The organism is Bradyrhizobium sp. S3.3.6 (assembly GCF_040546905.1).
Taxonomy (GTDB): Bacteria; Pseudomonadota; Alphaproteobacteria; order Rhizobiales; family Xanthobacteraceae; genus Bradyrhizobium; species Bradyrhizobium cytisi.
Genome location: NZ_JBEPOT010000017.1, coordinates 1 through 26,237, shown reverse-complemented (window position 1 = coordinate 26,237; position 26,237 = coordinate 1). Strand labels below are relative to the sequence as shown.

General features: G+C 64.1%; 26 protein-coding genes. 12 read left to right on the top strand and 14 right to left on the bottom strand.

What is annotated here, in order from left to right; all coding sequences use genetic code 11:
- The first annotated feature begins 53 nt into the window (after nucleotides 1-53).
- Complete coding sequence (locus tag ABID59_RS33915) at nucleotides 54-1,367, top strand: 2-hydroxycarboxylate transporter family protein (protein ID WP_354086248.1); 1,314 nt, start codon at nucleotides 54-56, stop codon at nucleotides 1,365-1,367.
- A gap of 39 nt (nucleotides 1,368-1,406) precedes the next feature.
- Here ABID59_RS33915 and ABID59_RS33910 read toward each other — a convergent pair whose 3' ends face one another.
- The 5 genes from ABID59_RS33910 to fabI form a co-directional block, all read right to left on the bottom strand.
- Nucleotides 1,407-1,901 carry a GNAT family N-acetyltransferase gene (locus ABID59_RS33910; protein ID WP_354086247.1) on the bottom strand — a complete coding sequence of 165 codons (495 nt, stop codon included), beginning with the start codon at nucleotides 1,899-1,901 and terminating at the stop codon, nucleotides 1,407-1,409.
- Nucleotides 1,902-1,917: 16 nt separating this feature from the next.
- On the bottom strand, nucleotides 1,918-3,108 hold the full coding sequence (locus ABID59_RS33905; protein ID WP_354086246.1) for an adenylate/guanylate cyclase domain-containing protein: 1,191 nt from the start codon (nucleotides 3,106-3,108) through the stop codon (nucleotides 1,918-1,920).
- A 79-nt stretch (nucleotides 3,109-3,187) separates the two neighbouring features.
- The gene (gene aroC / locus ABID59_RS33900) at nucleotides 3,188-4,276 is read right to left on the bottom strand and encodes a chorismate synthase (protein ID WP_354086245.1); all 1,089 of its coding nucleotides are present in this window, start codon (nucleotides 4,274-4,276) and stop codon (nucleotides 3,188-3,190) included.
- Nucleotides 4,277-4,459: 183 nt separating this feature from the next.
- Nucleotides 4,460-5,059: a histidine phosphatase family protein gene (locus ABID59_RS33895; protein ID WP_354086244.1), complete on the bottom strand. Its 600-nt coding sequence runs from the start codon at nucleotides 5,057-5,059 to the stop codon at nucleotides 4,460-4,462.
- Nucleotides 5,060-5,071: 12 nt separating this feature from the next.
- A complete protein-coding gene (fabI, locus tag ABID59_RS33890; protein WP_148752589.1) occupies nucleotides 5,072-5,881 on the bottom strand; it encodes an enoyl-ACP reductase FabI in 810 nt (269 codons plus the stop codon).
- Nucleotides 5,882-6,052: 171 nt separating this feature from the next.
- On the opposite strand from fabI, the gene ABID59_RS33885 reads away from it, so the two are divergent.
- Together ABID59_RS33885 and ABID59_RS33880 are read left to right on the top strand one after the other, a co-directional pair.
- Nucleotides 6,053-6,541 (top strand): sigma-70 family RNA polymerase sigma factor, encoded by a 489-nt coding sequence (locus ABID59_RS33885; protein WP_128953175.1) that lies wholly within the window; start codon nucleotides 6,053-6,055, stop codon nucleotides 6,539-6,541.
- Between the two features lie 106 nt (nucleotides 6,542-6,647).
- Nucleotides 6,648-7,421 (top strand): anti-sigma factor family protein, encoded by a 774-nt coding sequence (locus tag ABID59_RS33880; protein WP_354086243.1) that lies wholly within the window; start codon nucleotides 6,648-6,650, stop codon nucleotides 7,419-7,421.
- A 355-nt stretch (nucleotides 7,422-7,776) separates the two neighbouring features.
- Here ABID59_RS33880 and ABID59_RS33875 read toward each other — a convergent pair whose 3' ends face one another.
- A complete protein-coding gene (locus tag ABID59_RS33875) occupies nucleotides 7,777-8,742 on the bottom strand; it encodes a DnaJ C-terminal domain-containing protein (protein WP_354037652.1) in 966 nt (321 codons plus the stop codon).
- Between the two features lie 167 nt (nucleotides 8,743-8,909).
- Nucleotides 8,910-9,317, bottom strand: a complete 408-nt coding sequence (locus tag ABID59_RS33870; protein WP_187434996.1) for an RT0821/Lpp0805 family surface protein — start codon at nucleotides 9,315-9,317, stop codon at nucleotides 8,910-8,912.
- A 113-nt stretch (nucleotides 9,318-9,430) separates the two neighbouring features.
- On the opposite strand from ABID59_RS33870, the gene pdxH reads away from it, so the two are divergent.
- The 3 genes from pdxH to ABID59_RS33855 are packed head-to-tail and all read left to right on the top strand — an operon-like array spanning nucleotide 9,431 to nucleotide 11,658.
- The gene (pdxH, locus tag ABID59_RS33865) at nucleotides 9,431-10,072 is read left to right on the top strand and encodes a pyridoxamine 5'-phosphate oxidase (protein WP_354086242.1); all 642 of its coding nucleotides are present in this window, start codon (nucleotides 9,431-9,433) and stop codon (nucleotides 10,070-10,072) included.
- A gap of 50 nt (nucleotides 10,073-10,122) precedes the next feature.
- Complete coding sequence (locus ABID59_RS33860; RefSeq protein WP_354086241.1) at nucleotides 10,123-10,875, top strand: SDR family NAD(P)-dependent oxidoreductase; 753 nt, start codon at nucleotides 10,123-10,125, stop codon at nucleotides 10,873-10,875.
- Nucleotides 10,876-10,887: 12 nt separating this feature from the next.
- Nucleotides 10,888-11,658, top strand: a complete 771-nt coding sequence (locus ABID59_RS33855) for a class I SAM-dependent methyltransferase (RefSeq protein ID WP_354086240.1) — start codon at nucleotides 10,888-10,890, stop codon at nucleotides 11,656-11,658.
- A gap of 79 nt (nucleotides 11,659-11,737) precedes the next feature.
- On the opposite strand, the gene ABID59_RS33850 is transcribed toward ABID59_RS33855, so the two are convergent.
- Complete coding sequence (locus ABID59_RS33850; protein WP_148752596.1) at nucleotides 11,738-11,959, bottom strand: hypothetical protein; 222 nt, start codon at nucleotides 11,957-11,959, stop codon at nucleotides 11,738-11,740.
- Nucleotides 11,960-12,165: 206 nt separating this feature from the next.
- Nucleotides 12,166-13,143, bottom strand: a complete 978-nt coding sequence (locus ABID59_RS33845) for a magnesium transporter CorA family protein (RefSeq protein ID WP_148752597.1) — start codon at nucleotides 13,141-13,143, stop codon at nucleotides 12,166-12,168.
- Nucleotides 13,144-13,477: 334 nt separating this feature from the next.
- On the opposite strand from ABID59_RS33845, the gene ABID59_RS33840 reads away from it, so the two are divergent.
- Entirely contained in the window at nucleotides 13,478-14,158 is a 681-nt protein-coding gene (locus ABID59_RS33840) for a L,D-transpeptidase (RefSeq protein ID WP_148752598.1), read from the top strand.
- Between the two features lie 42 nt (nucleotides 14,159-14,200).
- Here the strand turns inward: ABID59_RS33840 and ABID59_RS33835 are convergent, their stop codons facing one another.
- Nucleotides 14,201-15,286: an extensin family protein gene (locus ABID59_RS33835; protein WP_354086239.1), complete on the bottom strand. Its 1,086-nt coding sequence runs from the start codon at nucleotides 15,284-15,286 to the stop codon at nucleotides 14,201-14,203.
- A gap of 65 nt (nucleotides 15,287-15,351) precedes the next feature.
- Between ABID59_RS33835 and ABID59_RS33830 the strand changes: the two genes are divergently transcribed.
- Together ABID59_RS33830 and ABID59_RS33825 are read left to right on the top strand one after the other, a co-directional pair.
- Complete coding sequence (locus ABID59_RS33830) at nucleotides 15,352-16,980, top strand: fatty-acid--CoA ligase (protein WP_148752600.1); 1,629 nt, start codon at nucleotides 15,352-15,354, stop codon at nucleotides 16,978-16,980.
- A 203-nt stretch (nucleotides 16,981-17,183) separates the two neighbouring features.
- Complete coding sequence (locus ABID59_RS33825; RefSeq protein ID WP_148752601.1) at nucleotides 17,184-18,038, top strand: DUF1499 domain-containing protein; 855 nt, start codon at nucleotides 17,184-17,186, stop codon at nucleotides 18,036-18,038.
- Nucleotides 18,039-18,112: 74 nt separating this feature from the next.
- Here ABID59_RS33825 and ABID59_RS33820 read toward each other — a convergent pair whose 3' ends face one another.
- From ABID59_RS33820 to ABID59_RS33805, 4 genes are all read right to left on the bottom strand, one after another.
- Nucleotides 18,113-19,030 carry an MBL fold metallo-hydrolase gene (locus ABID59_RS33820; RefSeq protein ID WP_354086238.1) on the bottom strand — a complete coding sequence of 306 codons (918 nt, stop codon included), beginning with the start codon at nucleotides 19,028-19,030 and terminating at the stop codon, nucleotides 18,113-18,115.
- A gap of 165 nt (nucleotides 19,031-19,195) precedes the next feature.
- The gene (locus ABID59_RS33815) at nucleotides 19,196-20,410 is read right to left on the bottom strand and encodes an acyl-CoA dehydrogenase (RefSeq protein WP_148752603.1); all 1,215 of its coding nucleotides are present in this window, start codon (nucleotides 20,408-20,410) and stop codon (nucleotides 19,196-19,198) included.
- A 139-nt stretch (nucleotides 20,411-20,549) separates the two neighbouring features.
- Nucleotides 20,550-21,626 (bottom strand): 3,4-dihydroxy-2-butanone-4-phosphate synthase, encoded by a 1,077-nt coding sequence (ribB, locus tag ABID59_RS33810; protein WP_354086237.1) that lies wholly within the window; start codon nucleotides 21,624-21,626, stop codon nucleotides 20,550-20,552.
- Nucleotides 21,627-21,809: 183 nt separating this feature from the next.
- Nucleotides 21,810-23,540 carry a cation:proton antiporter gene (locus ABID59_RS33805; protein WP_354086236.1) on the bottom strand — a complete coding sequence of 577 codons (1,731 nt, stop codon included), beginning with the start codon at nucleotides 23,538-23,540 and terminating at the stop codon, nucleotides 21,810-21,812.
- Nucleotides 23,541-23,607: 67 nt separating this feature from the next.
- Here ABID59_RS33805 and ABID59_RS33800 point away from each other — a divergent pair, with 67 nt between their 5' ends.
- The 3 genes from ABID59_RS33800 (at nucleotide 23,608) to ABID59_RS33790 (ending at nucleotide 26,009) form a co-directional block, all read left to right on the top strand.
- Nucleotides 23,608-24,135 carry a DUF3124 domain-containing protein gene (locus tag ABID59_RS33800; protein ID WP_354086343.1) on the top strand — a complete coding sequence of 176 codons (528 nt, stop codon included), beginning with the start codon at nucleotides 23,608-23,610 and terminating at the stop codon, nucleotides 24,133-24,135.
- Between the two features lie 252 nt (nucleotides 24,136-24,387).
- Nucleotides 24,388-25,620, top strand: a complete 1,233-nt coding sequence (locus ABID59_RS33795; RefSeq protein WP_354086235.1) for an aminotransferase-like domain-containing protein — start codon at nucleotides 24,388-24,390, stop codon at nucleotides 25,618-25,620.
- A 170-nt stretch (nucleotides 25,621-25,790) separates the two neighbouring features.
- Nucleotides 25,791-26,009: a hypothetical protein gene (locus tag ABID59_RS33790; RefSeq protein ID WP_354086234.1), complete on the top strand. Its 219-nt coding sequence runs from the start codon at nucleotides 25,791-25,793 to the stop codon at nucleotides 26,007-26,009.
- The last annotated feature ends 228 nt before the right edge of the window (nucleotides 26,010-26,237 follow it).

Here is a 26,237-nt window from a genome sequence, read left to right as displayed (position 1 = left end):
GGAGCGCGCAGACCGGCAACCAAACAAACATAAAACGACAGAGGGAGGCATTGTTGACCGACACCACCATCAAGCTCACGGAGACGACGCAACCATCCGCGCTCACCGCGTTGAAAATCGGTCCGCTCCCGATCACCGTCTATTTTCCCGCAGCGCTCGTCTGCGCCGCCGCGGTCTATTCCGGAAAACTGCCAAATGATGTGATCGGCGGGCTCTCGGTGCTGATGCTGCTCGGCTTCCTGCTCGGCAAGCTCGGCCAGACCATTCCCGTCGTGAAGCGGATCGGCGGCACCGCGATCATGTGCCTGTTCGTGCCGGCCGCGATGGTTGCCTACGGCTTGATGCCGGAGACGGCGCTCAAGGCGATCACCACGACGTTCCGCACCGCGAACTTGCAGTATTTCTTCATCGCCTGTCTCGTCGCCGGCTCGATCCTCGGCATGCCGCATCGCGTCCTGGTGCAGGGGTTTCTCCGGATGTTCGTGCCGCTGCTGGTCGGCACAATCAGCGCCATCACCATCGGCATCACGGTCGGACTGCTGTTCGGTCATAGCCCGAGGGAGACGTTCTTCTTCGTGATCATGCCGATCATCGGCGGCGGCCTCGCCGAAGGCGTGCTGCCGTTGTCCATTGCCTATTCTGAAATGCTGCACCGGCCGCAGGTCGAGCTCGTGGCGCAGATGGTGCCTGCGGCGCTGCTCGGCAACGTCGTCGCCATCGTCGCGGCCGGACTCCTCGCCCGCCTCGGCGAAAAACGGCGCGACCTCAACGGTCAGGGCATGCTGATAAAAACGGGCGATGACGACATTCTGGGCCCGGCGCGATCCGACCACCCGATCGATCTCAGCCTGTTAGGTGCCGGCATTGTGCTGTCCTGCGTACTGTTCGTGCTCGGCATGGTGCTCGCGCCCTATACCGGCATTCCCGGCCCGATCCTCATGATCATCGCCGCGGTCGCGCTCAAGCTGACAAAGCTGTTGCCGGCCGAGATGGAGCTCGGCGCCTACCAGATCAACAAGTTCATGTCGACCAGCCTCACCTTCGCGATCCTGGTGGCGATGGGAACGCTGCTGGTGTCGTGGCAGCAGCTCGTGGCGTCGTTCAATCCCGGCTACATCGCGATCTGCACGACGACGGTGCTGGCGATGGTCGCATCCGGCTTCTTCGTCGGAAAATGGCTGAACATGTATCCGGTCGAGGCGGCGATCGTGACGGCCTGTCATTCCGGGCTCGGCGGCACCGGCGACGTCGCCATTCTCGGCGCCGCGGACCGCATGGGACTGATGGCCTTTGCCCAGATCGCAACCCGCGTCGGCGGCGCCATCATGATCGTGATCGCAACGCTGGCGATGAAGATCGCGTACTAGGGTCTTCACGCGACGGCCGGCATTGCCGCGCAACGCCGGCTAGCCCTTGAGGCGCGCCATGATGATTTCGTCGTGATAGGTGCCGTCGATCACGATCGCCATCCGCTTGATGCCCTCCTCGACGAACCCAACCTTGCGATAGAGGGCGGCAGCGGCGGTGTTGGTCGCGAAGACGCCGAGCTCGATACGCCTGAAGCCGAACACATCTGCCGCCTCAATGGCTTGCCGCAACAGCCGTTCGCCAAAGCCTTTGCCACGGAACTCCGGTACAAGCCCCATGAAGAGATCGCCGACATGCGCCGAGACCGCACGACTGGCCGGCGGCACGTTGCACCATCCGACCACGGCGCCGTCGACGACGGCGACGATTTGCGGATAGCCGCGCTCGACATTGCGTGCGACGAAGGCGCGGACCTGCTCGATCGGCGGCGCCTCCACCAGCGCGATGTATTTGCGCTCGCGGGCGACAATGTCGACGGCCGCACGAAAGGCGTCGGTGTCAGCGATCTCGATCTGGCAGAATTCGACATTCATGGGCGGCTTCGGTGCCTCACGCCATCACCACCGGCGTCTCCTCGGCGAGCCCGTATACCCGCTGCGCCTTGGAAAATCCTGCGATCGGAAAATCGCCGAGATCGCGCCAGTCATGCTGGCAGACATTGGCGAAGCCCTCTGACGCCACGACGGTGCGTCCCAAGCGGCCGGCGATTTTCTCCATTCTTGCCGCGAGATTGACGGCGGGGCCAATGCAGGTGAAGTCGAGCCGGTTGCCGCCGCCGATATTGCCATAGAGGATGTTGCCGACATGCAGTGCGACGCCGAAGCGGAAGCGTTCTATGACGTCGCCAACCGGAAAAGCGAGCGCCTCGACGCTGGCGCGGGATTCGCGGGCGGCTTCCAGCACGCGCGTGCAGACATGCGCGGCATCGCCGACATATTCGTCGATCGGGAACACCGCGAGCAGGCCGTCACCCATGAACTTCAAGACTTCGCCGCCGTGGCCGCGGATCGCCGTGACCTGGCAATCGAAATAATGGTTGAGGATCTCGACCACGGTCTCGGCCGGCAGCCGGTCCGACAGCGCGGTGAAGCCGCGCAGATCCGACAGCCAGATCGCAGCCTGCATGGTGTCGTTGTGACCGCGGCGGATCTGGCCGCCCAGGATACGTGCGCCGGCGCGGTTGCCGACATAGGTGTCGAGTAGCATCTCGGCGGTGCGGCGCAGGCTGATGATCTCGCTGACGCGTGCGAGCGGCGCCACGAGGGTCCGGATCGCGGCGATGTCGTCTTCGCTGAAACCGCCGGGACGTCGCGTGACCCAGCTCGTCGCGTGGATCGAACCGTCGAGATATGGCATCGGCATCGCGAAATAGTCGGTCACGCCTTCGGCGCGCATGTCGTCGAGGAACGGAAACCGCTTGCTGTCCGGATCGTCCATCCGTCCCCGGACCTCCAGCCCCTCCTCGAACACGATCCGGAGCGGGCTCCTGGCGAATTCGGGCGTGTCCAGAATCTTGAAATCAACGGTGCCGATCTCGACCTTCTGGCCTTCCCGCCAGATGAAATTGCGGCCGAAGATTTCCGGATGCAGCGTGCGGATGAAGATGCCGAACCGCCACAGCGGCAGCCCGGCCTCGACCAGATGCTCGCAGACCTCGGCGATCATCTCGGAAGGGGCCCCGGACGACCTCGCGCCGTCGATCAGCCAATTGGTGATGCGCTGGATCTCGGAGTTTTGCATGTCCGCATTTGCGGACGAAGTTTTGGGGACGTCAAGCTGCGCGGTGGCTAGTACCGCGACACGAACGCCTCGCCCTGCTCTATCGCCCGACCTGCCCGCGATCGCGCAAGAAGTGATCGGCCAGCACGCAGGCCATCATGGCTTCGCCAACGGGGACGGCGCGAATGCCGACGCAGGGGTCGTGGCGGCCCTTGGTCATGATCTCGGTGTCGGCGCCCTGCCGATCGACAGTGAGACGCGGCTGCAGGATCGACGAGGTCGGCTTCACCGCAAAGCGCACCACGATCGGCTGTCCGGTGGAGATGCCGCCCAGAACGCCGCCGGCGTGATTGGACAAAAAGCGCGTGCCATCATTGCCGGTGCGCATCTCATCGGCGTTCTCTTCGCCGGTGAGCTCGGCCGCGCCAAAGCCGGCGCCGATCTCGACGCCCTTCACGGCGTTGATGGTCATCATCGCACCCGCCAGATCAGAGTCGAGTTTAGCGTAGATCGGGGCACCAAGGCCGGGCGGCACGCCTTCGGCGACGATCTCGAGCACGGCACCGATCGAGGAGCCGCTCTTGCGGATGCCGTCGAGATAGGTCTCGAAGAACGCTGCCTTGTCCTTGTCCGGACAGAAGAACGGATTTTTGGCGATCTCGTCCCAGTCCCACTTGTCGCGGTCGACCTTGTGCGGGCCCATCTGCACCAGCGCGCCACGCACCTTGATGTCAGGCAGCACTTTTCGCGCGATCGCACCGGCGGCGACGCGCGTCGCCGTCTCTCGCGCCGAGGAGCGCCCGCCGCCGCGATAGTCGCGCAGGCCGTACTTCGCCTCGTAGGTGAAGTCGGCATGGCCGGGACGAAACTTGTCCTTGATTTCCGAGTAGTCCTTCGAGCGCTGGTCGGTGTTCTCGATCAGAAGCCCGATCGGCGTGCCCGTCGTCACCTGCACGCCGGTCTCCGGATGCGCCATCACGCCGGACAGGATCTTGACCTGGTCCGGCTCCTGGCGCTGGGTGGTGAAGCGCGACTGGCCCGGCTTGCGGCGGTCGAGGTCGCCCTGGATGTCGGCTTCGGTGAGCGGGATCATCGGCGGGCAGCCGTCGACCACGCAGCCAATTGCCACCCCATGGCTCTCGCCAAAGGTGGTGACGCGGAACATGTGGCCGAAGGTGTTGAAGGACATCGCTGCTCGCTGGTTGGTAAGTCAGTGCTGACTTAGCTCGCCCTGAAATATGGGTCAAATATACCGACGGCCGTCATGGCCGGGCTTGTCCCGGCCATCCACGTTCTTGGTCACAACGAGAAAGTCCGTGGATGCCCGGGACAGGCCCGGGCATGACGGCGGAGGGCGGGGCGACGAGCCGGGCTAACTATACTTGTCCAGCCGGCCATCGCGGAACACGTAGACGGCGCCCTGCTCGATATAGAGCTCGGCGGCGCTGGCCGGCGTCTCCAGGCCGAGCGAAACCATCAGGGCCCGGCAGGTGCCGCCGTGGGCGACCGCGACGGTGTCGGTCCGGAGCTCGTCGTACCAGGCGCGCACGCGGACCTGCACATCGGCGTAGGTCTCCCCGCCCGCGGGCCCTACGGTCCATTTGTCGGCGAGGCGCCTGGCATAGATGTCGGGATCGGTCGCCTCACTCTCCGCCAGCGTCAGCCCTTCCCAGACGCCGTAGCCGATCTCGCGCAGGCGATCGTCCAGCGCGTAGTCGGCAGGCGGCAATTCGAGCTTGCCGCGCACGAGTTCCATGGTCATGCGCGAACGCCCGAGCGGGCTCGACACGTAGGGCAACGCGGCCTTGTCGCGGCCGTCGCGCTTGAAGAGATCGGCGAGAATGCCGCCGGCTTGCACCGCCTGATCGCGCCCGCGCGCGTTCAGCGGAATGTCCTTGGTGCCCTGGAGCCTGCCGAGCGCATTCCACTCGGTCTCGCCGTGGCGAAGGTAATAGATCGTGGGCACGGGCATTGCTGGTCGTGGTCAGTCCTTCGGCGCATCGGGTCGCATCATGCCCAGCACGTTGTAGCCGGAATCGACATGGTGGACTTCGCCGGTAACGCCGCGCGACATGTCCGACAGGAAATACACTGCGCTGTCGCCGACCTCCTCGATCGTCACGTTCCGCCGCAGCGGCGCGTTGACCTCGTTATATTTCAAGAGCAGGCGTGAATCGGCGATGCCGGCGAATGCCAGCGTCTTGATCGGGCCGGCCGAGATCGCGTTGACGCGGATCGCCTTCTCGCCGAGATCGGCCGCAAGATAGCGCACGCTGGCTTCGAGCGCGGCCTTTGCTACGCCCATCACATTGTAGCGCGGCATCCACTTCTCGGCACCATAATAAGAGAGCGTGACGATCGAGCCGCCGTCGGTCATCAGCTTCTCGGCGCGCTGCGCGAGCGCGGTGAGCGAGTAGCAGGAGATCAGCATCGACTTGGAGAAGTTTTCCGGCGTGGTGTCGACATAGCGGCCGTCGAGCTGTTCGCCATAGGCGATCGCGTGCACGACGAAGTCGATCTTGCCCCATTTTTCCTTGAGGGCATCGAAGGCAGCATCGATGGTCGCGGCATCGGTGACGTCGCAATGGCCGAGCACGAGCGCGCCGAGTTCGGCGGCGAGCGGCTCGACGCGCTTTTTCAGCGCATCGCCCTGATAGGTGAGTGCGATGTCGGCGCCGGCCGCTTGGCATGCCTTGGCGATGCCCCAGGCGATCGAGCGGTTGTTGGCAACGCCGAGGATCACCCCGCGCTTGCCTTGCATCAGTCCTTGCATCAGTCCTGAATTCTGCGCCATTTGCTAACGTCCTGTAGCTCTCGTTAGCGTCTGGAGGTACACCAGCCCTCCCCTGCGGTACAGTCCTAATACGCGGCGTTAACGCTGTTTCGAGCGCCGGAATAGCCGTTCCGTTCGGGTGTTATGATCGTTGAGGCGCTCGCGCCTGATGTGAAGGACGTCTAGACGGCAATGAGTGCGTTTCGCCAGAGCGTGGAAGCCATGATCCCGGCGTTGCGCCGCTACGCCCGCGCGCTCACGCGCGATGCGGATGCGGCCGACGATCTGGTGCAGGATACGCTGGTGCGTGCGTTGCGTTCGGAGCGATTGTTTCTCGGAGGCGACGTCAGGAGCTGGCTCTACACGATCCTGACCAACCTCAACAAGAACCGGCGGCGCTCGCTGGCAAGGCGGCCGCAATTCATGCAGCTGACGGAGAACAACCCGGATGCCAGCGGGACGGAGGCGGAAGGACGTGACATCGAACGTGCACTCTCGACGTTGGTCGAGGAGCAACGCTCGGTGCTGCTCCTGGTAATGCTGGAGGGCATGAGCTACCGCGAGGTCGCCGACATCCAGGGCGTGCCGATCGGCACCGTCATGTCCCGCCTGGCACGCGCCCGCGCACACGTTAAAGCGTCGCTGGAGGGCGAGCGCCCGGCGCTCAGGCGGGTGAAATGATGGCAGGATTGATGCATCGCGCATGCCACGTCCGCTGCACGGAGAGAGAAGCAGCGCAGTTGAACCACGTCAGATATTTTGGGCCGCAGAGCCAGAGACGACCGATATGAACGACCGCAATATTCCCGTAACCGAAGACGAGCTACACGCCTTTGTCGATGGCGAGTTGCCGACCGAGCGCCGCGCCGACGTCGAGGCCTGGCTTGCCGCACATCCTGAGGATGCCGAGCGGGTGCAATCCTGGCGCGCCATGGCCGAGATGCTGCATGCTCGCTACGACAACGTCGCCCAGGAGCCGGTGCCGGTCCGGCTGGAGCTCGAGCGGCTGGAGCGCCGTCCGCGGCAATGGCTCTACGGCGCGGTCGCCGCTACGCTGGTTGCCTTCATCGCCGGCGGCGCGGCCGGCTGGGTGGCGCATGGCGCCGCCAACGCGCCCTCGACCTTCCAGAGCTTTACGGCGGATGCGCTCGATGCCCACCGCCTTTATGTCGTCGAGGTCCGCCATCCCGTCGAGGTCGGCGGCAACGAGCGCGACCACCTCCAGGCCTGGCTGACCCGGCGCTGCGGCTGGACCGTGTTCGCCCCCAATCTGGAGGGGAGCGGGCTGAAGCTCGTCGGCGGCCGGCTGCTGCCGGGGTCGAACGGGCCGGCGTCCTTCCTGATGTATGAGGGCGCCTCGGGCGAGCGCTACACGATCTACACCGCCAAGACCGAAACCGGCGCAACGCAGATGCGTTACGCCAAGGCGGACAAGGATGGCGCGCTGTTCTGGGCCGAGCGCGGCGTCGGCTACGTCGTCAGCGGCGGCGGCGCCGACCGCGATCGCCTGACCAAGGTGGCGCAGGCGGTGTACGACCAAGCCGAGAAAACCGGCGGCTGAACAACCCGCCATATCTCAAGCTTCGCTTGGGCGTCCTTCAAACCGCGCCGTGCCTCGATTCCGTCATTGAAAATTTCGAATCAAGACATGTGTGCGTCTCATTATCGCACCGGGTGTTCACGCGAATATGAGCAGCGTTCGATCCGCCGATCGACGCGGGCGGCCTCGATTGGGGTTTTTGGTACCGCGCTGGTCCCCCTCTCGAGGCCGCACCTTTTTATCGGCTGCCCCGCCGGACATCCGACACGTCGAGCATACGAGCCGAGAAGCGCTACCGCGCCTCAGGCGTATGATGAGCATCATCTGCTGGAAGATGCGCTAGACCGTAGGAGAACCCCTCCGGTTGGATCTCGCCCTAACCAAGCCCGCTACGTGGATTGTAGGGGTGTTGGTCCCGCCACTTCTCCATCAATGCTTCAAGCTCGGCGTCGTTCCCGTCCGGTAGCATAATCCTGATGGTAACGAAGAGATCCCCGGTTCCGCCAGATTTCGGCAGGCCCTTACCTTTGAGTCGGAAGGTCCGGCCGCTGGAGGTGTTTTTCGGGACCGACAGTTCCACGGCATTGCCGAGTGTGGGCACGCGGACCTTGCCGCCGAGCACAGCTTCGTAGAGCGTGACCGGCAGGTCGATCCTGAGGTCGGCACCCTCGATCTTGAAGAACGGGTGCGGGGCGATGCTGATGGTGATCAGGAGATCGCCGGGCGGATGGCCTTGGGCGGTCTCGCCCTGGCCGCGCAGCCGGATCTGCTGACCCTCGACGACGCCCGCCGGAATCTTGACGTTGAGTTCCTTGCCATTCGGCAGCCGGACGCGCTTCTCGCCACCCTTGACCGATTCTTCCAGCGAGACGGACATGGCGACGTTGACGTCGAGATCGAGCCCGATCCCGCCGGTGTCGAATTCGAACTGGGCACCGCCGCCGGCCCCGGGGCGCGCACCGCGCATCCCGCCGCCGAACATGCTGTTGAGGATGTCCTCGAACGCGCCCGCGCCTTGGCCGGGGCCTGCCCCGCCGCCACGGAAATTGTAGCTCTCGAACCCGCCGGGACCTGCGCGACCGCGCGGCCCGCCGCCGCCCGGAAAGCCCTGGAAGCGCGGTTTGCCCTCGGCATCGATCTCGCCGCGGTCGAACTGCTTGCGCTTGTCTTCGTCGCCGATGATCTCGTTGGCCGAATTGATCTCGGAGAAGCGCTCGGCGGCCTTGGGATCATCCTTGTTGCTGTCGGGATGATGCTTCTTGGCCAGCTTGCGATAGGCGCTCTTGATCGCGGCAGCGCTAGCGCTCCGCGGCACCCCCAAGACCTCATAGGGGTCGCGCATCCGTCACGTCTCCTCTTGGGAATACGAAATGTCGAAAGGGCTGCCCGCCCCCATCTGAGCCACATGTGGGGGCGAGTGGCATTTTTGCAACTAGTCAGTCGAGCCGAATCTCTAAGTCTGGAGCATGATCTTATCGGAAAACCGGCCTCCACTTTTCCGGATCATGCTCAGCTCCGCCACGGCTTTAGCGTATGAATCTCCCAACGGCCACGGCTGCTTTGGCAGCCGGCACCCTGGAGCCAGCTTTCGGTCGTCCCGTTGACGTAGCTCGCCAGGAAATCGCGGCACTTGCGGCCGTCCTCGGCGGCGTAGGATTGCGCGATCGGCGTCACCGAGCCGCGCGCGCCGGTTTCAGGATTCTCCCAGTGCTGGGATGCATCCTTGTCGCCCTTGCTCAACACGTCGGAGGCTGCGTTGCGGGCGAAGGCGAGATCGGTCTCGGTCGGAGGGGCGTCCTTGGCCGGCCGTGCGATCGAGCCGGTGAGGTCGTTGTCGTCGGCCTTGGCGTAGGCATTGGTGTCAGTTCGGGGCAGACTGCAGCCGCCGGCGCCGAGCCCGATCAAAATCATCGTCATGGCAAGGCCCGACGGCCGCATCGCCGATAGGCCAACGCGTCCCCATGCCCTATATAGGGCAGTAGCAGACAACAGCGCGCTTTGGGCCGCGGGACGCAATTCGGACTCCAGACATGACCGACACGACCTCGATGAAACACCAGACACCCTTAACATCCGGTGATTTCACCGCCGCCGACGAGCCTTTTGCGCTGTTCGAAGCCTGGCTGAACGAGGCGATCAAGAGCGAGCCGAACGATCCGAACGCCATGGCGCTCGCAACCGTCGATCCCGACGGCCTGCCCGACGTGCGCATGGTGCTGATGAAGGGCTTCGATACCGAAGGTTTTGTCTTCTACAGTCACATCGCAAGCCAAAAAGGCCGCGAACTCGCCGCAAATCCTAAGGCGGCTTTACTTTTTCACTGGAAGTCGCTGCGCCGTCAGGTCCGCATCCGCGGCAACGTGACGCCGGTGACCGATGCCGAGGCCGACGCCTATTTCGCGACGCGACCGAAGCAGGCGCAGATCGGCGCCTGGGCCAGCAAGCAGTCGCAAGAGCTGGAGAGCCGCTTCGCCTTCGAGCGGGCCATCGCCACGGTCGCCGCCAAGCATGTCATCGGCGAAGTGCCGCGGCCACCGGGTTGGAGCGGCTGGCGCGTCACGCCGGTGCGCATCGAGTTCTGGCACGATCGCCCATTCCGTCTGCATGACCGCATCGAATTTCGCCGTGACGCGGCCGGCCAGAAGTGGTCCAAGACGCGGATGTATCCTTGAGCCTTGTCTCGAATCTTGTCTCGAATCTTGGGCCGACCTGAAAGATGTCCATGCCGCATTCGTCCAATGCGCCGCGCCGCACGCTGCTTCTGACCGGAGCTAGCCGCGGTATCGGCCACGCCACCGTGATCCGCTTCTCGTCGGCGGGATGGCGCGTCATCACCTGCTCGCGGCATCCCTTCCCCGAAGATTGCCCGTGGGATGCGGGCCCCGAGGACCACATCCAGGTCGATCTCGGCAATCCCCAGGACACCACGCGCGCGATCTCCGACATCCGCGACCGCCTCGAGGGCGGCATGCTCCACGCGCTGGTCAACAACGCCGCGATCTCGCCGAAAGGTCCCGGCGGCTCCAGGCTCGGTTCGGTCGACACCGACCTCGACACCTGGACGCACGTCTTCCACGTCAACTTCTTCGCGCCGATCATGATCGCGCGGGGCTTGATCGAGGAATTGAAGGCGGCCAGGGGCTCGGTCGTGAACGTCACCTCTATCGCGGGCTCGCGCGTGCATCCCTTCGCAGGCGCGGCGTACGCAACCTCCAAGGCCGCACTCGCGTCCCTGACGCGCGAGATGGCCTCGGACTTCGGCCGCGTCGGCGTGCGCGTCAACGCGATCGCGCCGGGCGAGATCGACACCTCGATCCTGTCGCCGGGCACCGAGAAGATCGTCGAGCAGCAGATTCCGATGCATCGCCTCGGCACACCGGACGAGGTCGCCAAGATCATCTACGTGCTGTGCACGGAGACCAGTTCTTACGTCAACGGCGCCGAGATCCACATCAACGGCGGCCAGCACGTCTAGGCCGGGTGACGCATGGGCCGGTTTGCGAGCACGGCGTCAACTTACGAGCACTTGCGGCCGCCCTACCCGGGCGCGTTCTTTCGCAGCGTCGCGCAGAAGCTCGGCCTCTCCGAACGATGCGCCTTGATCGATCTGGGCACCGGCCCCGGGTTGCTCGCGCTGGGCTTCGCACCCAATGTCGGCCGTATCGTCGGCGTCGACCCTGAAATCGCGATGCTCGAGGCTGCGCGACAAGCGGCGGCGCGCGCAGGGCAAGAGCTCACGCTGATCGCAGGCAAGGCCGAGACGCTCGCCTCCGAGATCGGCACGTTCGACATCGTCACGATCGGCCGCGCGCTACATTGGATGGATCGCGACGCGACGCTCGCGCGGCTGGATGGACTGGTCGCGCGCGACGGCGCGATCGTGATCTGCGCCTCGTTCTCGGTCACCGACGGCCGCAACCCATGGCTTGATGGCTACAACGAGATCCGCCGCCGCTGGTCACCCGCGAATCTCTGGGAGGCAGCCGGCCGGGGCACGCGGACCCATCGCGACCTTCCCGCTTTCTTCCGCGGCAGCGCCTTTGCACCCACCGAGCTCGTCACGGTCGAGACCCGCCACATGGTCAGCATGCAGGACCTGGCGCAACGCACCCTCACCTATTCGTCGTCCTCTCCGGAAGCGTTGGGCGACAACGTCGAAGCGATGTTGCACGACGTCGAGAGCCATCTGGCATCGTTCAGCCGCGACGGCGCGATCGCCGAGACCATCGTCTCGACGGCGCAAATCGTGAAGCGCTGATTTGCCGCGAAAGGCGGGAAGCCAGGCGATCCAGACAACGCCGCCGCAAGACTGGATCGCCCGCCCTTCCTTCCACTCCTCAATCCAGGCGAATCCGACGCGACCGTTCGCGCAGCCGCGGAGCGGCGGCTGCGTTGAATGCAGTCGAGCAATCGTCATCGTTCTCGCCATCGAGCAGCGGAGCACCACAGTGCCGGCACATGCGTGCCGACAACGACGGCGCCTTGCCGCTCGCCACAGCCTGACGATAGCTCGTCAGGTCGATGACGTTGCGGGGCGTCGTTATCTGTTTTTCAACCATGGCTGTTCCTCGCGGCTAACCCGTTGCTTATCGCAGACAAGTTTCGCGCAAACGTTCAGCCCACTGCTCAAATTTTACCGGAGGAATTGGGGCACAGCACACGCATCACCGCATAGCCGCAATGACGCTCTATTCTGCGACACCATCAGCCCTGTCTCTACGACCGGCGTAAGGTCTCGGTCACTATTTTCGGAGCGCAGGCCGGCTCAGAGCCACTTCTTCCACTTGAAGATCCAGTACGGAACGATCGCTGCGAACAGCATCAGCACCAGCGCAAACGGATAGCCGTGCGTCCATTCGAGTTCCGGCATCGACTTGAAGTTCATGCCGTAGATCGAGGCGATCAGCGTCGGCGGCATCAGGACAACGGCCATGACCGAAAACAGCTTGATGATGTTGTTCTGCTCGAGATTGACGACACCGAGCATGGCGTCGAGCACGAAGGTGATCTTGCTGGAAAGATAGGAGGCGTGGTCGGTCAACGAGACGACGTCGCGCTGCATGGTCTTGAGCTGCTCGCGCATGTCCTTTGACCATTTCACGCCCTCCACCACCGCGGACAGGAACGTGACGACGCGGCCGATCGACACCAGGCTCTCGCGTACCTTGGAGGTCAAATCGCCCTTGCGGCCGATCGAGATCAGGATCTGCGAATATTGCTTGGCGTGGCCGTGACGCTCGCTCTCGGGCTCGAAGATGTCGTGCGAGACCTGGTCGATCTCGGCGCCGCAGCGTTCCAGGATGTCGGCGCAGCGGTCGATGACGGCATCCAGCAGTTCCATCAGCACCATCTCGCCGGTGATCCCCGGGGTGCAGGACCGCGCCAGCTTGGCCTCGACCAGGGCGAACGGCTTGGGCTGATCGTAGCGCACCGTGACCAGGCGATGGTCGCCGAGGATGAAGGTCACTGCCGTGGTCCGGGGCATGTCGGTATCGGAGTGACACATCAGCGTCGCGGTCATGTAGCGGGCGCTGTTCTCGATATAGAGGCGGCTGGAGATCTCGATCTCCTGCATGTCCTCCCGGGTGGGGATCGCGATCCCGGACAGCTTCTCGACGGCCTTGTCCTCGGCTGCGGTCGGATTGACCAGATCGATCCACACCGCGTGCTCCGGTACCGCCGCGAGGTCATCGACAACGGCCTTCTTCAGGGAGGAGTCGGTCGGAACGAACACAGAAAACATCAACAACTCCAGCGAAGCCTGCGACAGATTGACGGCGCTTAGCGCGATTCTGACAAGTTCATGATGACAAGCACATTAACGGAGCGTTTGCATTTGTGGCGCCGACGCGGCTCAACCGTGGCACGGAATCGACAATTCGGCATTTCCTGCCCAAAAACCGGCCCAAGGGCGCAAAACTTGCGGCAAAAAAGCCACAGGTTGGGTCTCGCAGCGCGGGAAAAGCCCCTAAACGCTGGAATTGTGGCAGATTTCAACGATAATGAAATCAACGGAGTCGAAGGCCTTGGGTACTACGCTCAGGACCTGCGCGGTATTGTTCGATTGGAACCAAACCATGTCGTCGCTGAGAGTTATGTTGGGAATATTGGCTGCCGGCTTCATGCTATCGGGCTGCATGCAGGCCACGCATTTCGAAGCCACCAACACGCAGAATTTCAAGCCGAAGGACAAGGAACTCCTCGCCAAGATCCGGTACGAGAATACGCCGGTGGCAGAGCCGTTCCGTCGCGCCATCGTCGACTATCACCGCAAGGAGTCGCCGGGCTCGATCGTGGTCGATTCCGACAACCATTACCTCTATTACGTGATGGATGGCGGCAAGGCGATCCGCTACGGCATCACCGTCGGCGAAGAGGCCATGGCTTGGTCCGGCATCGCCAAGGTCGGCAGCATGACGGAATGGCCGGCCTGGCACCCGACGCCCGGCGAGATCTCGCGCCTTGGCGTACCGACCTTCGTCGCTCCGGGCCCGGACAATCCGATGGGCTCGCGCGCCATGTACCTCTACTCGGGTGGTAAGGACACGCTGTTCCGCATTCACGGCACCAACCAGCCTGAATATATCGGCGCTTCGATCTCGTCGGGCTGTATCCGCCTGACCAACGAGGACGCAATCGACCTCTACAGCCGCGTCAAGATCGGCACCATCGTCGTGGTGCTCGAGCCGAAGCACGGCGACTCGCCGTACAACTCGCGGCTCGCGCTCCAGGGCGGCGGTTATCAGACCAGCAACTAATTGATCTCCGCGTGATCTGAGGGTTTTTGAAAAGCGCCGGTTTTACCGGCGCTTTTTTGTTGGCGGCTTGCTCTTGCCGGAGTCGGCTGCCGGCTTGTCCGGCGGCGCGGCAGGTTTCGCGCTCTCCTGATCGTCAGCCTCATCCTTGACGCCATCCTTGGTACCCTCAGACTTGGCCGCGACCTCGCGTGGCGGAGCCTCCTCGGGGCGCTCGGCCGGCAGCTGAGGCGCGACCTGGGGCAAGGGGTCCCAGACGTTCCACTGGCAGATCCGGTAGTCGTTGCGCCGCTGCGCGAGATCGAGGTGGATGTGGTCCTCGTGGTACCAGTCCGAGCCCGGGCCGAGCACCGTGGAAAAGCGCGAGCAGACCGAATGCAGCACGCGCTCGCGCACGTCGCGCGACAGCGTGCGGTCGGTCAGGCCGATCGACTGGCCGTCGGCAAGCTTGAGCGAGCGCACGTCGAGCGCGTTGGCCTTGCCGTGCTCGGACAGCATCGCGCCGACGATGCGGTTGCGACCGCGACACTCAAAACTGTCGAAATTGTCGAGGTCGGTGATGGTCGAGCCGAGGCTCGCGGCCAGCGGCACCATGTCGGCGCGGACCCAATCGGCGATCGCTGATGCCATGGTGCAGCGGAGGATTGCCGCCGGCTTGACTGCGACCTTGCGCTTGTCCGGCAGCACGATCGCTTCCAGCCGCACCAGATCCTCGCCGCCGCAGGCGCCGGGGCCATGGATATCGGGAATGGACGGCGCGACCGCGATCTCCTCGGTCAGCGCAATACGGCAGGCCGAGAGCTGCTTCTCGGGTGGCGGCGCGGCCTCGGCCGGTTTGGTGGGTTTATCCGGGGAAGGCTTGCCGTCGGCCTCCGGCGCGGCCTCGTCCGTCGCTTTGGGTGCCTCCGCGGGACGAGGCTTTGGTAGCGGTATCTTGGCGGAATGGACGCTCCGGCGCGGCCGAGGTGTACCAAAACCAAAGATATCGAGCGGCGCAGCATAGTTTCGCGCCTCCGCCCGATCCGCGAGCACAAGCGTTAGCCCGAGCGCGGCGGTAACCATTGCCGCGCGGGCGGACATATTGCCGCGACAAGACCATTTGCGGCGAAAGTCCGGCAGGCTAAAACTCATGACAATTCTTTGGCCCTGCGCTGAGAGCGAAAACGCGCCCAGCGACTTCTCGGAGGAACGCCTGAATGCTCGGCTTGATGCAAGATTGGCCCCTGCTCTGCCACCGGATCATCGAACACGCCGCCAGGATTCATGGCAAGCAGGAGGTCGTAACGCGATCGGTCGAGGGACCGATCCATCGCACCACCTACGCCGAAATCCACAAGCGCGCGCTCAAGGTCTCGCAGGTGCTGGAGCGCGACGGCATCAAGCTCGGCGACCGCGTCGCCACGATCGCCTGGAACACCTGGCGCCACCTCGAGGTCTGGTACGGCATCATGGGCATCGGCGCCATCTGCCATACCGTCAATCCCCGGCTTTTCCCCGAGCAGATCGCCTGGATCATCAACCATGCGCAGGATCGCATCGTGATGGTCGACCTCACCTTTGTGCCGGTCGTCGAGAAGCTCGCCGACAAGCTGCCGAGCGTCGAGCGCTACGTTATCCTCACCGACAAGGCGCATATGCCGCAGACCACGTTGAAGAACGTCGTGGCCTACGAGGACTGGATCGCCGAGGCCGACGGCAAATTCAAATGGAAGGACTTTGACGAGAACACGGCGGCCGCAATGTGTTACACGTCTGGCACGACCGGCGATCCGAAGGGCGTGCTGTATTCGCATCGCTCCAACGTGCTGCACGCGCTGATGGCCAACAATGTCGACGCGCTCGGCACCAGTGCCTCTGAGACGATGCTGCCGGTGGTTCCGCTGTTCCATGCCAACAGCTGGGGCATCGCCTTCTCCGCGCCCTCGCAGGGCACCAAGCTGGTGATGCCCGGGCCCAAGCTCGACGGCGCCTCGGTCTACGAGCTGCTCTCCACCGAGAAGGTGACGCACACCGCCGGCGTGCCGACGGTGTGGCTGATGCTGCTCCAGCACATGACCGCCAATAATCTGAAGCTGCCGGACCTGAAGATGGTGATCTGCGGCGGCTCGGCGATGCCGCGCTCGATGATCAAGGCCTTCCTCGACATGGGCTCGAACGTCCGTCACGCCTGGGGCATGACCGAGATGAGCCCGATCGGCAGCGTCTCGGCGCTGAAGCCACCGTTCCACAACGCGATCGGCGATGCGCGGCTCGACGTGCTTCAGATGCAGGGCTATGCGCCCTTCGCGGTCGAAATGAAGATCACCGATGATGCCGGCAAGGAACTGCCTTGGGACGGCAAGACCTTTGGCCGCCTCAAAGTCTCGGGCCCGGCGGTGGCCAAGGCCTACTTCCGTCTCGATGCCAACATCCTCGACGAGGAAGGCTTCTTCGACACCGGCGACGTCGCGACCATCGACGAGGGCGGCTATATGCGGATCACCGACCGTTCCAAGGACGTGATCAAGTCCGGCGGCGAGTGGATCTCCTCGATCGACCTCGAGAACCTCGCGGTCGGCCACCCGGCCGTGGCGGAGGCTGCGGTGATCGGCGTCTTCCACCCCAAATGGGACGAGCGGCCGCTGCTGATCGTGCAGCTCAAGCAGGGCCAGCAGGCCACGCGTGACGACATCCTGAAGTACATGGACGGCAAGATCGCCAAATGGTGGATGCCGGACGACGTCGCGTTCGTCGACGGCATCCCGCATACCGCGACCGGCAAGATCCTGAAGACCGCGCTGCGCGACCAGTTCAAGGACTATCGCTTCCCGAACGCGGCGGCGTAAATCGCGATCACCGTCATGCCCGGGCTTTTCCCCGGGCGTCGACGTCCAGGCGGCAAGAAAGGCGTGGATGGTCGGGTCAAGCCCGGGCACGACCATGCAAGAGCCTGCGGAACTCTTGAATTTGCCACCGGGCCGTGGTCTCAACGGCTCGACGTCGCGCCAAATCGGCCGGCAAGCCCCAAGACCCCGGCAGAGCTCACCCGATGGCCCGCAGGTTTTCCGCTCCCTATCAGTCGGAGCCCGTGTCCAGCCTCGCGAGCTGGGCGCGCAATCTGGCCGTGTTCGCGGTGGTGACGGTGGTGGTGTCGACCATCATCGTCCGTTTCGACTTCCTGGAGATGAAGCCGGCGCTGGCCACGTTCTTCGGCGGCCTCGCGATTGCCGGGCTTTCCATCCTGTTCGGCCTCGCCGGCTTTGCCGCGATCTGGCAGAACGGCTCGCGCGGCATGGCGCGCATCCTGCTCGCCTTCCTGATCGACGGGGCGATCCTCGCCTATCCCGCGTATCAAGCTCTGCTGTACCGCAAGCTGCCGCCGATCCACGACATCACCACCGACCCGATCGACCCGCCGCGCTTCGACGCGCTGTCGCGCCTGCGCACCGGCGATGGCACCAACACCGCCGTTTATGCCGGTCTCTATTCGGCCGAGCAGCAGCGCCAGTTCTATCCCGACATCGAGCCGATCGAGCTCGAGATCCCCGTTGACCGCGCCTATGCGATCGCGCGCCAGCTCGTCATCAAGCGCAAATGGACCGTTATCGACGAACGCGAGCCGCAGCCGCCGCGGCGCATGGGCCGCATCGAGGCGGTGGCGCGCACGCCGATCATGGGCTTTCGCGAGGACGTCTCGATCAGGGTCGTGCCTGACGGCGACGATTCACGCGTCGATATCCGCTCCGCCTCGCGCTATTTCGAGAGCGATCTCGGCAGCAACGCCGCGCGCGTGACGAAATTCATCGACGACCTCAACACCGCAGCCGACGCCGACGCGCTGAAGCCGGTGAAGAAGACCCCGGTCGCGCCGCCGAAGGCGCCGGCGAAGACGGTGAAGAAGTGAGATCGGCGAATGGGGAGTAGCGAATAGCGAATGGGACGGCTGCCTATTTGCTACTCGCCATTCGCTATCCGCCCTTAGGCCATCCGATACGTCCCGCCGATCACGGGATCGCCGTCCGTCGCGACAATGCCGCGTGCGACGAGGTCCTCCAGATGCGCCAGCACGGAATAGCCGGCGGCCGTCGTCAGCCGCGGATCGATGCCGATATAGATCGCGCGCACCATGGTCGGGATATCCGTCTCGCCCTTGGCGAGGCGGTGCAGGATCGAGGCCTCGCGCGCCTTGCGGTGGCGGATCAGGAAACGCACGTAGCGCTGGCCCTCCGGGATCTCCGGACCGTGGCCGGAGAAATACAGATCCTCCTCGCGCGCAGCGAGCCGGTCGAGCGACGCCATGTAGTCGATCATCGAGCCGTCGGGCGGCGCCACGATCGAAGTCGACCAGCCCATGACGTGATCGCCGACGAAGTTGAACTTTCGCTCGGGCCAGGCGAAGGCGAGATGGTTGGCCGTATGGCCGGGCGTCGCCACGGCCTCGAGCCGCCAGCCGGCGCCTTCGACGACGTCACCGTGGGCGATCCTGATATCGGGGACGAAGTCGCGATCGGAGCCGGATTCCGGATTGTGCTTCTCGCTCTCGAAGCGCGGGCGCGAGGCGCGGTGCGGGCCCTCGGCATAAACCGGCGCCCCGGTTGCCTGCTTGACGCGCGGTGTATTGGGCGAGTGGTCGCGGTGGGTGTGGGTGACGAAGATATGGCTCACCGTCTCGCCGCGCACGGCGTCGAGCAGCGCAGCCGCATGAGCCTCATCGTCGGGACCGGGATCAATGATCGCGACGTTGCCGGTGCCTACGATGTAGCTGACGGTACCGGTGAAGGTGAACGGGCTCGGATTGTTACAGAGCACCCGCCGCACGCCGGGGCGGACTTCCTCGACGACACCGGCTTTAAGCGGAAAGTTGCGGTTGAACGGAACATCGTCGTTGTCGGACATGGCACTTCCTGTACGTACCCCCATACTCTCGTCATACCCCGCGAAAGCGGGGTATCCAGTACGCCGCGGCGCCCGAGGCGAAGGCGAGGTCCCTGGGATACTGGATCGTCCGCTTTCGCGGACGATGACAGCGGAGCAAGGCAACCGCCACGGAATACAGGGCGCTCAGAAAAACGCCTGAATGCCCGTGATCGCGCGACCCAGGATCAGGGCGTGGACGTCGTGGGTGCCCTCGTAGGTGTTGACCGTCTCGAGGTTATGGACATGACGCATCACGTGGTACTCGGCCGAGATACCGTTGCCGCCGTGCATGTCGCGGGCGACGCGAGCGATGTCGAGGGCCTTGCCGCAATTGTTGCGCTTCATGATCGAGATCATCTCGGGCGCGAATTTGCCCTCGTCCATCAGGCGACCGACGCGCAACGATCCCTGGAGGCCGAGCGCGATCTCGGTTTCCATGTCGGCGAGCTTCTTCTGCACCAGCTGGGTCGCGGCGAGCGGCTTGCCGAACTGCTTGCGGTCGAGCGTGTACTGGCGGGCGCGATGCATGCAATCCTCGGCGGCGCCGAGCGCGCCCCAGGAGATGCCGTAGCGGGCGCGGTTGAGGCAGCCGAACGGACCCTTCAGGCCGGAGACGTTGGGCAGCAGCGCGCTTTCCGGCACCACGACGCCGTCCATCACGACCTCGCCGGTGATGGAAGCGCGCAAGCTGAGCTTGCTTCCGATCTTCGGCGCAGAGAGGCCCTTCATGCCCTTCTCCAGCACGAAGCCACGGATTTGGTTGTCGTGCTCGGCCGATTTGGCCCAGATCACGAACACGTCGGCGATCGGCGCGTTCGAAATCCACATCTTGCTGCCGGTCAGGCGATAGCCGTCGGAGACCTTCTCGGCGCGGGTCTTCATGCCGCCGGGGTCGGAGCCGGCATCGGGCTCGGTCAGGCCGAAGCAGCCGACCCACTCGCCGCTGGCGAGCTTCGGCAGGTACTTCTTGCGCTGGTTCTCGTCGCCATAGGCGTAGATCGGGTACATCACCAGGGAGGACTGCACCGAATTCATCGAACGATAGCCGGAATCGACCCGCTCGATCTCGCGCGCGACGAGGCCATAAGCCACGTAGCTCGCGTTGGCGCAGCCATATTCCTCCGGCAGCGTGATGCCGATCAGGCCGAGCTCGCCCATCTCGTTGAATATCTCGCGGTCGGTCGTCTCTTCGAGATAGGCCTTGGTGATGCGCGGCAGCAGCTTGTCCTGGGCGTAGGCGCGGGCGGTGTCACGCACCATGCGCTCGTCTTCGGTCAGTTGCTCATCGAGCAGGAACGGATCGTCCCACTGGAAGGAAGCCGCAGCCGGCTTGTCCTTGGTCTGAGGGCGCACGCTCATGAAACGTCCTTTCGGTCTGGTTCCGTCTAAAAATTGCCGGACAAACTAGTGCGCCGCGGCAACAAGTGCAATTGCGTTGCAGAAATACGGGTCTGCGTGAATCCCGGGGATGCGTGTCGCGCCTCCCGGAATGACAGCGCTAGCTTTCAAGCTGCTCGTTGGCGACGATCTCGATGCCGAAGCCCGAGAGGCCCTTGTAGTCATGCACCGACGAGGTGAGATGACGGATCGAGGTGACGCCGAGATCGCGCAGGATCTGCGCTCCGACGCCGACTTCGCGCCACTGGCGGTTGCGATCGGCCTCAGTCGCGCTCTCATCGGGTAGCGGGGCCACGGGGACGCCGGCCGCGCCGTCGCGCAGATAAACCAGCACGCCGCGGCCGGACTTCTTGAAGTGCTCGAGCACCGCCGCCATGCGCTTGTGGCCGGTAAAGGTGTCCTTGACGATGTTCGGCTTGTGAAAGCGCGTCAGCACGTTCTTGCCGTCGCCGACGCCATTGTAGACGAAGGCCACATGGGCGATGGAATCGAACGGCGAACGGTAGGCATAGCCCTGGAGCGGCCCGATCGGGCTTTCGGTGGTGAAGGTCGAGACCCGCTCGATCAGCTTTTCGCGCGCCTGGCGATAGGCGATCATGTCGGCAATGGTGACGTGCTTCAGCTTGTGCTGGGCGGCGAAGCGGGCGACCTGTTCGCCCTTCATCACGCTGCCGTCGTCGTTCATCAATTCGCTGATGACGCCGACCGGCGGCAGGCCCGAGAGCTTGCAGAGATCGACCGCGGCCTCGGTATGGCCGGAGCGCAGCAGCACGCCACCATCCTTGGCGATCAGCGGGAAGATGTGGCCCGGACGGGCGAAGTCGTTGGCTCCGGCATTGGGATTGGACAGCGCACGACAGCAAGAGGCGCGCTCCTCGGCCGAGATGCCGGTGCCGCCGTCGGGCTTGTAGTCGATCGAGACCGTGAAGGCTGTGGTGTGGGCGGAATCGTTGTGAGCGACCATCGGATCGAGCCGCAGCCGCCGCGCGTCCTCGGTGGTGATTGGCGCGCAGACGATGCCGGAGGTGTGGCGGATGATGAAGGCCATTTTTTCCGCTGTGCAGAACGAGGCGGCGACGATCAGATCGCCCTCGCCCTCACGATCCTCGTCGTCGGTCACGACGACGAGCTCGCCCCGGGCAAAGGCCTGCAAAACTTCCTGAACGGTATCGGGCATGTCCCAATCTCTATCGGTTATGGGCCGGAGGCTTAGCCGGACGCCTTAGCTGGACTTGGGCCCAAGCGCTAGTGTCCTGGATGCAACCGCATATGTCCGGAGGCCAGCCTGCTAACGAGGCTTGCACCGAAGATACCAGGGATATAGGCGCGCCCGGCCCCGACGGAAGACGGGCGGACGCTGTCAGGGTAGCACTTCGCGCCGCTCGCCGAGCCGAGCATCGAGCTCGGCGCGCTTGTCGGCCAACAGGCCGGCCTGGGCCGCCTCGATCACCGTAAACAATTCATGAGCGTCGCTGAGCCGGGTCACGGTGACATAGCTGGCGCCAGCCGCATAGAGCTCGCCGACGTCGGACAGGAGATCGGCGGTGGCGACGATCAGGGCCTTGGGGTTGAGGGTGCGGACGTGGCGAACCAGCTTCTCGTTGCTGGCGCCCTTCAGCAGCGCGTCCGGCACGCTGAGGATAATCATCTCGGACTTGCCGATCCCGGCATGGAGCAGCGTGTCGGCGCTGCTGATGTCGCCATAGATCACGTGCAGGCCGCGCGAAAGCAGGGTCTGGTACACATTGGGGTTGAAGTCGATCACCGTGATCTGCTCCAGCAGCACCGGCGCCTGCCGTTCGATCTCGGCCAGCAGGGCGCTCGCGCTGCGGAAAAAGCCGAGAATGACGATGCGGCGCGCCTCGCCGTGGCCGCCTTCGCCCGCCTCCTCGGCGTGGCCGTTGCCGTAGTCGAGGTCGCGCAAGCCGATCCGCTTGAGTGGGCCGATGGCCCAGCGGGTGATCTCGTCGCTGCGGGTCATGACGAAGGTCGAGAGCACGGCCAGCACCACGAAGGCGAACGAGGCTGCATTCGCCGTCTCGGCTGCGATGTGATTGTCGCCGACGCCAGTCTGGATCACCACCAGCGAGAACTCGGAGATCTGCGCCAGATTGATCGCGGGCAGCAGGCTCGCGCGCAGACCCTGCTTCATCAGATAGAGCGGCGTGAAGGTGGTGACGAGGCGGCTCACCACCGTGAACGCGGCAATCATCAAGGCCAGCCCAATCACCGAGAGGCCGGGCACGGGAATGGTCATGCCAAGCGCCACGAAGAACAGCGTGATGAAGAAGTCGCGGAGCGTCGTGACCTTGGCTGTGACGTCGAGCGCGTAAGGAAAGGTCGAGAGCGAGACGCCGGCGATCAGCGCGCCCATCTCGCGCGAAAGCGAGAGCTGCTCGGCGGTCTCGGCGACGAGGAAGCACCAGGCCAGCGCCCCGAGCAGGATCAGCTCGGGCCGGCGGGCGATCTGGTGGAACAGCCGCGGCAGCACATAGCGGCTGACCAGCAGCGCGGCCGTGACCAGCACTGCGACGCGACCGATCGACAGCAGGATGACGCCGACTTGCAGGTTTGCGAGACTCGGCTGCACCGCCAGGAACAGGATGGCAAAGATGTCCTGAAGCACCAGCACGCCAAGCGTGATGCGGCCGGGCAAGGTGTCGAGCTCCCGCTTCTCGTAGAGCACCTTGACGATGATGACGGTTGAGGAGAGCGCGCAGGCAATGCAGAGATAGAGCGCGTCGAAATGGCCGCCGCCGAGCGAAAGTCCGATGCCTGCGAAGAACAGGATGCCGAGCAGGCAGCCGCCGAGGAGCTGGCCGCCGGCCGCGAACAGGATCACCTTGCCCGCCCGCACGATCTTCTTCAGGTCGATCTCGAGCCCGATCATGAACAGCATGAAGATCAGGCCGAGTTCGGAGATGACGCTGATCGATTCCTGCGACTTGACCCAGCCGGCACCGAATGGACCTATGCAGAAGCCGGCGATAAGGTAAGCCAGGATCAGCGGTTGCCGGGAAAAATGGGCGAGCAGGCCCAGCATCCAGGCAAACAGGATACATAGAGTGATGTCGCGAATGAGCTCGTGCATGCCAGATCGGTCCGTTTTGCCGCACCCTAGAGACCGGCTGCAGCGCGGCAAGCGAGCAATTCGTCACATGCGGGCCGGCCTTGCCACTGCAATGCTGCTATGCCCCCTCGCCTTCGCCGAGCCGGCGGCCGCGCAGCCCAAAGTGAACCTCGAACAGGCCTTCGCCGATTCGCTCACGGCGCTGCCAAAGGAGGAGCTCGCGGTCTCCGGCGGCTTCTACGTGCCGGCCTATTCCAGCGTGGCGATGAGCCAGGGCAAGCTGCGGGTCGATTTTTCGGTGACGCTGAGCGTCCACAACGCCTCCGAGACGCAAGCGCTGGTGGTCCGGCGCATCGCCTATTTCGACACCGCAGGAAAACAGGTCGAGAGCTATCTGAAGGCGCCGGTCGCCGTGAAGCCGCTCGCCACCGTCTCGATCTTCATTCCGACCGACGATGTGCGCGGCGGGACCGGGGCCAATTTCATCGTCGACTGGGCCGCCACGGGCGAAATCGCCGAGCCGGTGGTCGAGGCCTTGATGGTTGGCGGCGTCGCCAATGCGCATTACGCTTTCATCAGCCAGGGCCGCCCGACCCGGACGGCCGGCAAGAAGTGAAGCTCGCATCGAGGGCGGCTACGGCCGCCGCTTCGAGTGAGTGCTGCAGATCGAAAAGTTCGAAAACAACCCCATGCACAGTAGCCGGATCTGCAAAATCAGTGGCTTATTGGTCCCGCGCGACACGGATACGGATTTTACGAATTTTATTTGACGCGTCGGGCAAAACACTGGCATGATGACATCATCGAAATCGCGGCGCCCGGTCGGCACCAGGCCGGCCGCTCAATAAAAATAACGAGGAACGCTCCCATGACGTCCAGCTTCGATTTCGCGCCCCTGTTTCCCGCAGGGCTGCCGGCCCCCGCTGCGCGCTGGACCGGCCTTGCCAGATACAGCTTTGTCGGCGGCAATAACGATTCCGAGCAGCTGCCGCTCGACGATCTGATCGAGGCTGCCAATCAATCCTTGAAACGCGAGGGCCGCTCGCTCGCCACCTACGGGCTGGCCCACGGCCCGCAGGGCTATTTGCCGCTGCGCGAATTCCTGGTGACAAAGCTGAAGCGCGATGCCGGCATCAGCTGCACGGTCGACGATCTCCTGATCGTCTCCGGTTCGCTCCAGGCGCTCGACCTCGTCAACAATACGCTGCTGACGCGCGGCGACACCGTGATCGTCGAACAGGAGAGCTATCAGGGTGCGCTGAACCGCCTGACGCGGCTGGGCGTCAACACCATCGGCATTCCGCTCGACGACGACGGCATGCGCATGGACGCCCTGGCCTCGACGCTGGCCGACCTCAGGGGTCGCGGCATCCGGCCGAAATACATCTACACCATTCCGACCGTGCAGAATCCGACCGGCAGCATCATGCCGGAGACACGCCGCCTCGAGTTGCTGCGGTTGTCGACCGAATATGGCGTGCCTGTCTTCGAGGACGATTGCTATGCCGACCTGGTCTGGTCCGGGCAGCGACCGCCCGCGATCCACGCCTTGAGCAAAAATGGCGGCGTGATCCATATCGGCTCGTTCTCGAAGTCGATCGCGCCGGCATTGCGCGTCGGCTTCATTGTGGCGCCCTGGGATGTGATGTCGCGGATGCTGGCGCTGAAGACCGACGCCGGCTCCGGCGCGCTGGAGCAGATGGTGCTCGCCACTTATTGCCGGCCGCATTTCGCAAGCCATGTGCCGGCACTGACGAAAACGCTGCGCACCAAGCTCGACACGCTGATGGAAGCGCTCAACGAGCAGTTCGGGACTGCGGCCGAATTCGAGGCGCCCAAGGGCGGCATCTTCCTCTGGGTGAAGCTGCCTGACCAGGTCGATACGCTCAAGCTCTCACAGGCTGCGCTTGCCGCCGGAGTCTCGATCAATCCGGGGCCGGAATGGTCGACCAACAAGAGCCACTCAGGCTCACGCCTGCGGCTGTGCTTCGCGAGTCCTTCGCATCAGCAGATCCGCGACGGCGTCGCCGTGCTGGCCGAAGTCTGCCGCAAGGAGTTCGGCGTACCGGCCCGCAGCGCCAATGTGGAGAAGCGAGCCTAAGAGATTCTCTCAGGCCGCCAGGCAAGACCAGCGCGACGACGCCTCCACAACAGCGCTGCGATTAACGATCGTTCTGATCCTGAATATCCATTCAGAAATCTCTTCCCGTTGCTCCGGAACGTTTCGCACGTATGCGCCGTTCTCAATTGCATTACGTTGGAGGAGGACTCATGAAGAAGCTTCGTTATGTCGTTGCCGCTCTGGGTGCGCTCGCGGTTGCGGCGCCGACGCTGGCAAGTGCGGAGACCGTGATCGTCAAGCACGGTCATCACGGCCCTTACGGCTCCCGCGCTGAATTCCGCGAGCATCGCGACTATGGCTGGCATCGCGGCTGGCACCATCACGACCGTGCCGTCGTGGTCAAGCGCGGTCACCGCCTCTGGGACTAATGCGCAACGCAAACAGGGAAATGGCCCCTCGCGGGGCCATTTCTTTGCGTTCTTTGTCCAGCGGATGGATTGGTAACAGAACAGACCGGATGGATGGGTGACACTGTTCATGATTTGGTCGGCTCCGGCGCTGCGCTAGAGCGTTAGCCGATCAGGTTGCAAGTACCCTGCGGCCACGAAGTAGTTTGTGGATTCTGCGGGCGTGTAGGTGTCGACGATGCGACCAAT

What these genes read in the sequence shown, in the direction of transcription:
- ABID59_RS33845 (WP_148752597.1), bottom strand. Translation starts at nt 13,143, where the DNA reads ATGTTTTCTGTGTTCGTTCCGACCGACTCCTCCCTGAAGAAGGCCGTT.
- ABID59_RS33835 (WP_354086239.1), bottom strand. Translation starts at nt 15,286, where the DNA reads ATGAGTTTTAGCCTGCCGGACTTTCGCCGCAAATGGTCTTGTCGCGGC.
- ABID59_RS33830 (WP_148752600.1), top strand. Translation starts at nt 15,352, where the DNA reads ATGCTCGGCTTGATGCAAGATTGGCCCCTGCTCTGCCACCGGATCATC.
- ABID59_RS33905 (WP_354086246.1), bottom strand. Translation starts at nt 3,108, where the DNA reads ATGCAAAACTCCGAGATCCAGCGCATCACCAATTGGCTGATCGACGGC.
- ABID59_RS33895 (WP_354086244.1), bottom strand. Translation starts at nt 5,059, where the DNA reads ATGCCCGTGCCCACGATCTATTACCTTCGCCACGGCGAGACCGAGTGG.
- aroC (WP_354086245.1), bottom strand. Translation starts at nt 4,276, where the DNA reads ATGTCCTTCAACACCTTCGGCCACATGTTCCGCGTCACCACCTTTGGC.
- ABID59_RS33815 (WP_148752603.1), bottom strand. Translation starts at nt 20,410, where the DNA reads ATGAGCGTGCGCCCTCAGACCAAGGACAAGCCGGCTGCGGCTTCCTTC.
- ABID59_RS33855 (WP_354086240.1), top strand. Translation starts at nt 10,888, where the DNA reads ATGGGCCGGTTTGCGAGCACGGCGTCAACTTACGAGCACTTGCGGCCG.
- ribB (WP_354086237.1), bottom strand. Translation starts at nt 21,626, where the DNA reads ATGCCCGATACCGTTCAGGAAGTTTTGCAGGCCTTTGCCCGGGGCGAG.
- ABID59_RS33850 (WP_148752596.1), bottom strand. Translation starts at nt 11,959, where the DNA reads ATGGTTGAAAAACAGATAACGACGCCCCGCAACGTCATCGACCTGACG.
- ABID59_RS33880 (WP_354086243.1), top strand. Translation starts at nt 6,648, where the DNA reads ATGAACGACCGCAATATTCCCGTAACCGAAGACGAGCTACACGCCTTT.
- ABID59_RS33885 (WP_128953175.1), top strand. Translation starts at nt 6,053, where the DNA reads ATGAGTGCGTTTCGCCAGAGCGTGGAAGCCATGATCCCGGCGTTGCGC.
- ABID59_RS33790 (WP_354086234.1), top strand. Translation starts at nt 25,791, where the DNA reads ATGAAGAAGCTTCGTTATGTCGTTGCCGCTCTGGGTGCGCTCGCGGTT.
- ABID59_RS33870 (WP_187434996.1), bottom strand. Translation starts at nt 9,317, where the DNA reads ATGACGATGATTTTGATCGGGCTCGGCGCCGGCGGCTGCAGTCTGCCC.
- ABID59_RS33825 (WP_148752601.1), top strand. Translation starts at nt 17,184, where the DNA reads ATGGCCCGCAGGTTTTCCGCTCCCTATCAGTCGGAGCCCGTGTCCAGC.
- ABID59_RS33910 (WP_354086247.1), bottom strand. Translation starts at nt 1,901, where the DNA reads ATGAATGTCGAATTCTGCCAGATCGAGATCGCTGACACCGACGCCTTT.
- ABID59_RS33805 (WP_354086236.1), bottom strand. Translation starts at nt 23,540, where the DNA reads ATGCACGAGCTCATTCGCGACATCACTCTATGTATCCTGTTTGCCTGG.
- pdxH (WP_354086242.1), top strand. Translation starts at nt 9,431, where the DNA reads ATGACCGACACGACCTCGATGAAACACCAGACACCCTTAACATCCGGT.
- ABID59_RS33840 (WP_148752598.1), top strand. Translation starts at nt 13,478, where the DNA reads ATGTCGTCGCTGAGAGTTATGTTGGGAATATTGGCTGCCGGCTTCATG.
- ABID59_RS33860 (WP_354086241.1), top strand. Translation starts at nt 10,123, where the DNA reads ATGCCGCATTCGTCCAATGCGCCGCGCCGCACGCTGCTTCTGACCGGA.
- ABID59_RS33820 (WP_354086238.1), bottom strand. Translation starts at nt 19,030, where the DNA reads ATGTCCGACAACGACGATGTTCCGTTCAACCGCAACTTTCCGCTTAAA.
- ABID59_RS33795 (WP_354086235.1), top strand. Translation starts at nt 24,388, where the DNA reads ATGACGTCCAGCTTCGATTTCGCGCCCCTGTTTCCCGCAGGGCTGCCG.
- fabI (WP_148752589.1), bottom strand. Translation starts at nt 5,881, where the DNA reads ATGGCGCAGAATTCAGGACTGATGCAAGGACTGATGCAAGGCAAGCGC.
- ABID59_RS33875 (WP_354037652.1), bottom strand. Translation starts at nt 8,742, where the DNA reads ATGCGCGACCCCTATGAGGTCTTGGGGGTGCCGCGGAGCGCTAGCGCT.
- ABID59_RS33800 (WP_354086343.1), top strand. Translation starts at nt 23,608, where the DNA reads ATGCGGGCCGGCCTTGCCACTGCAATGCTGCTATGCCCCCTCGCCTTC.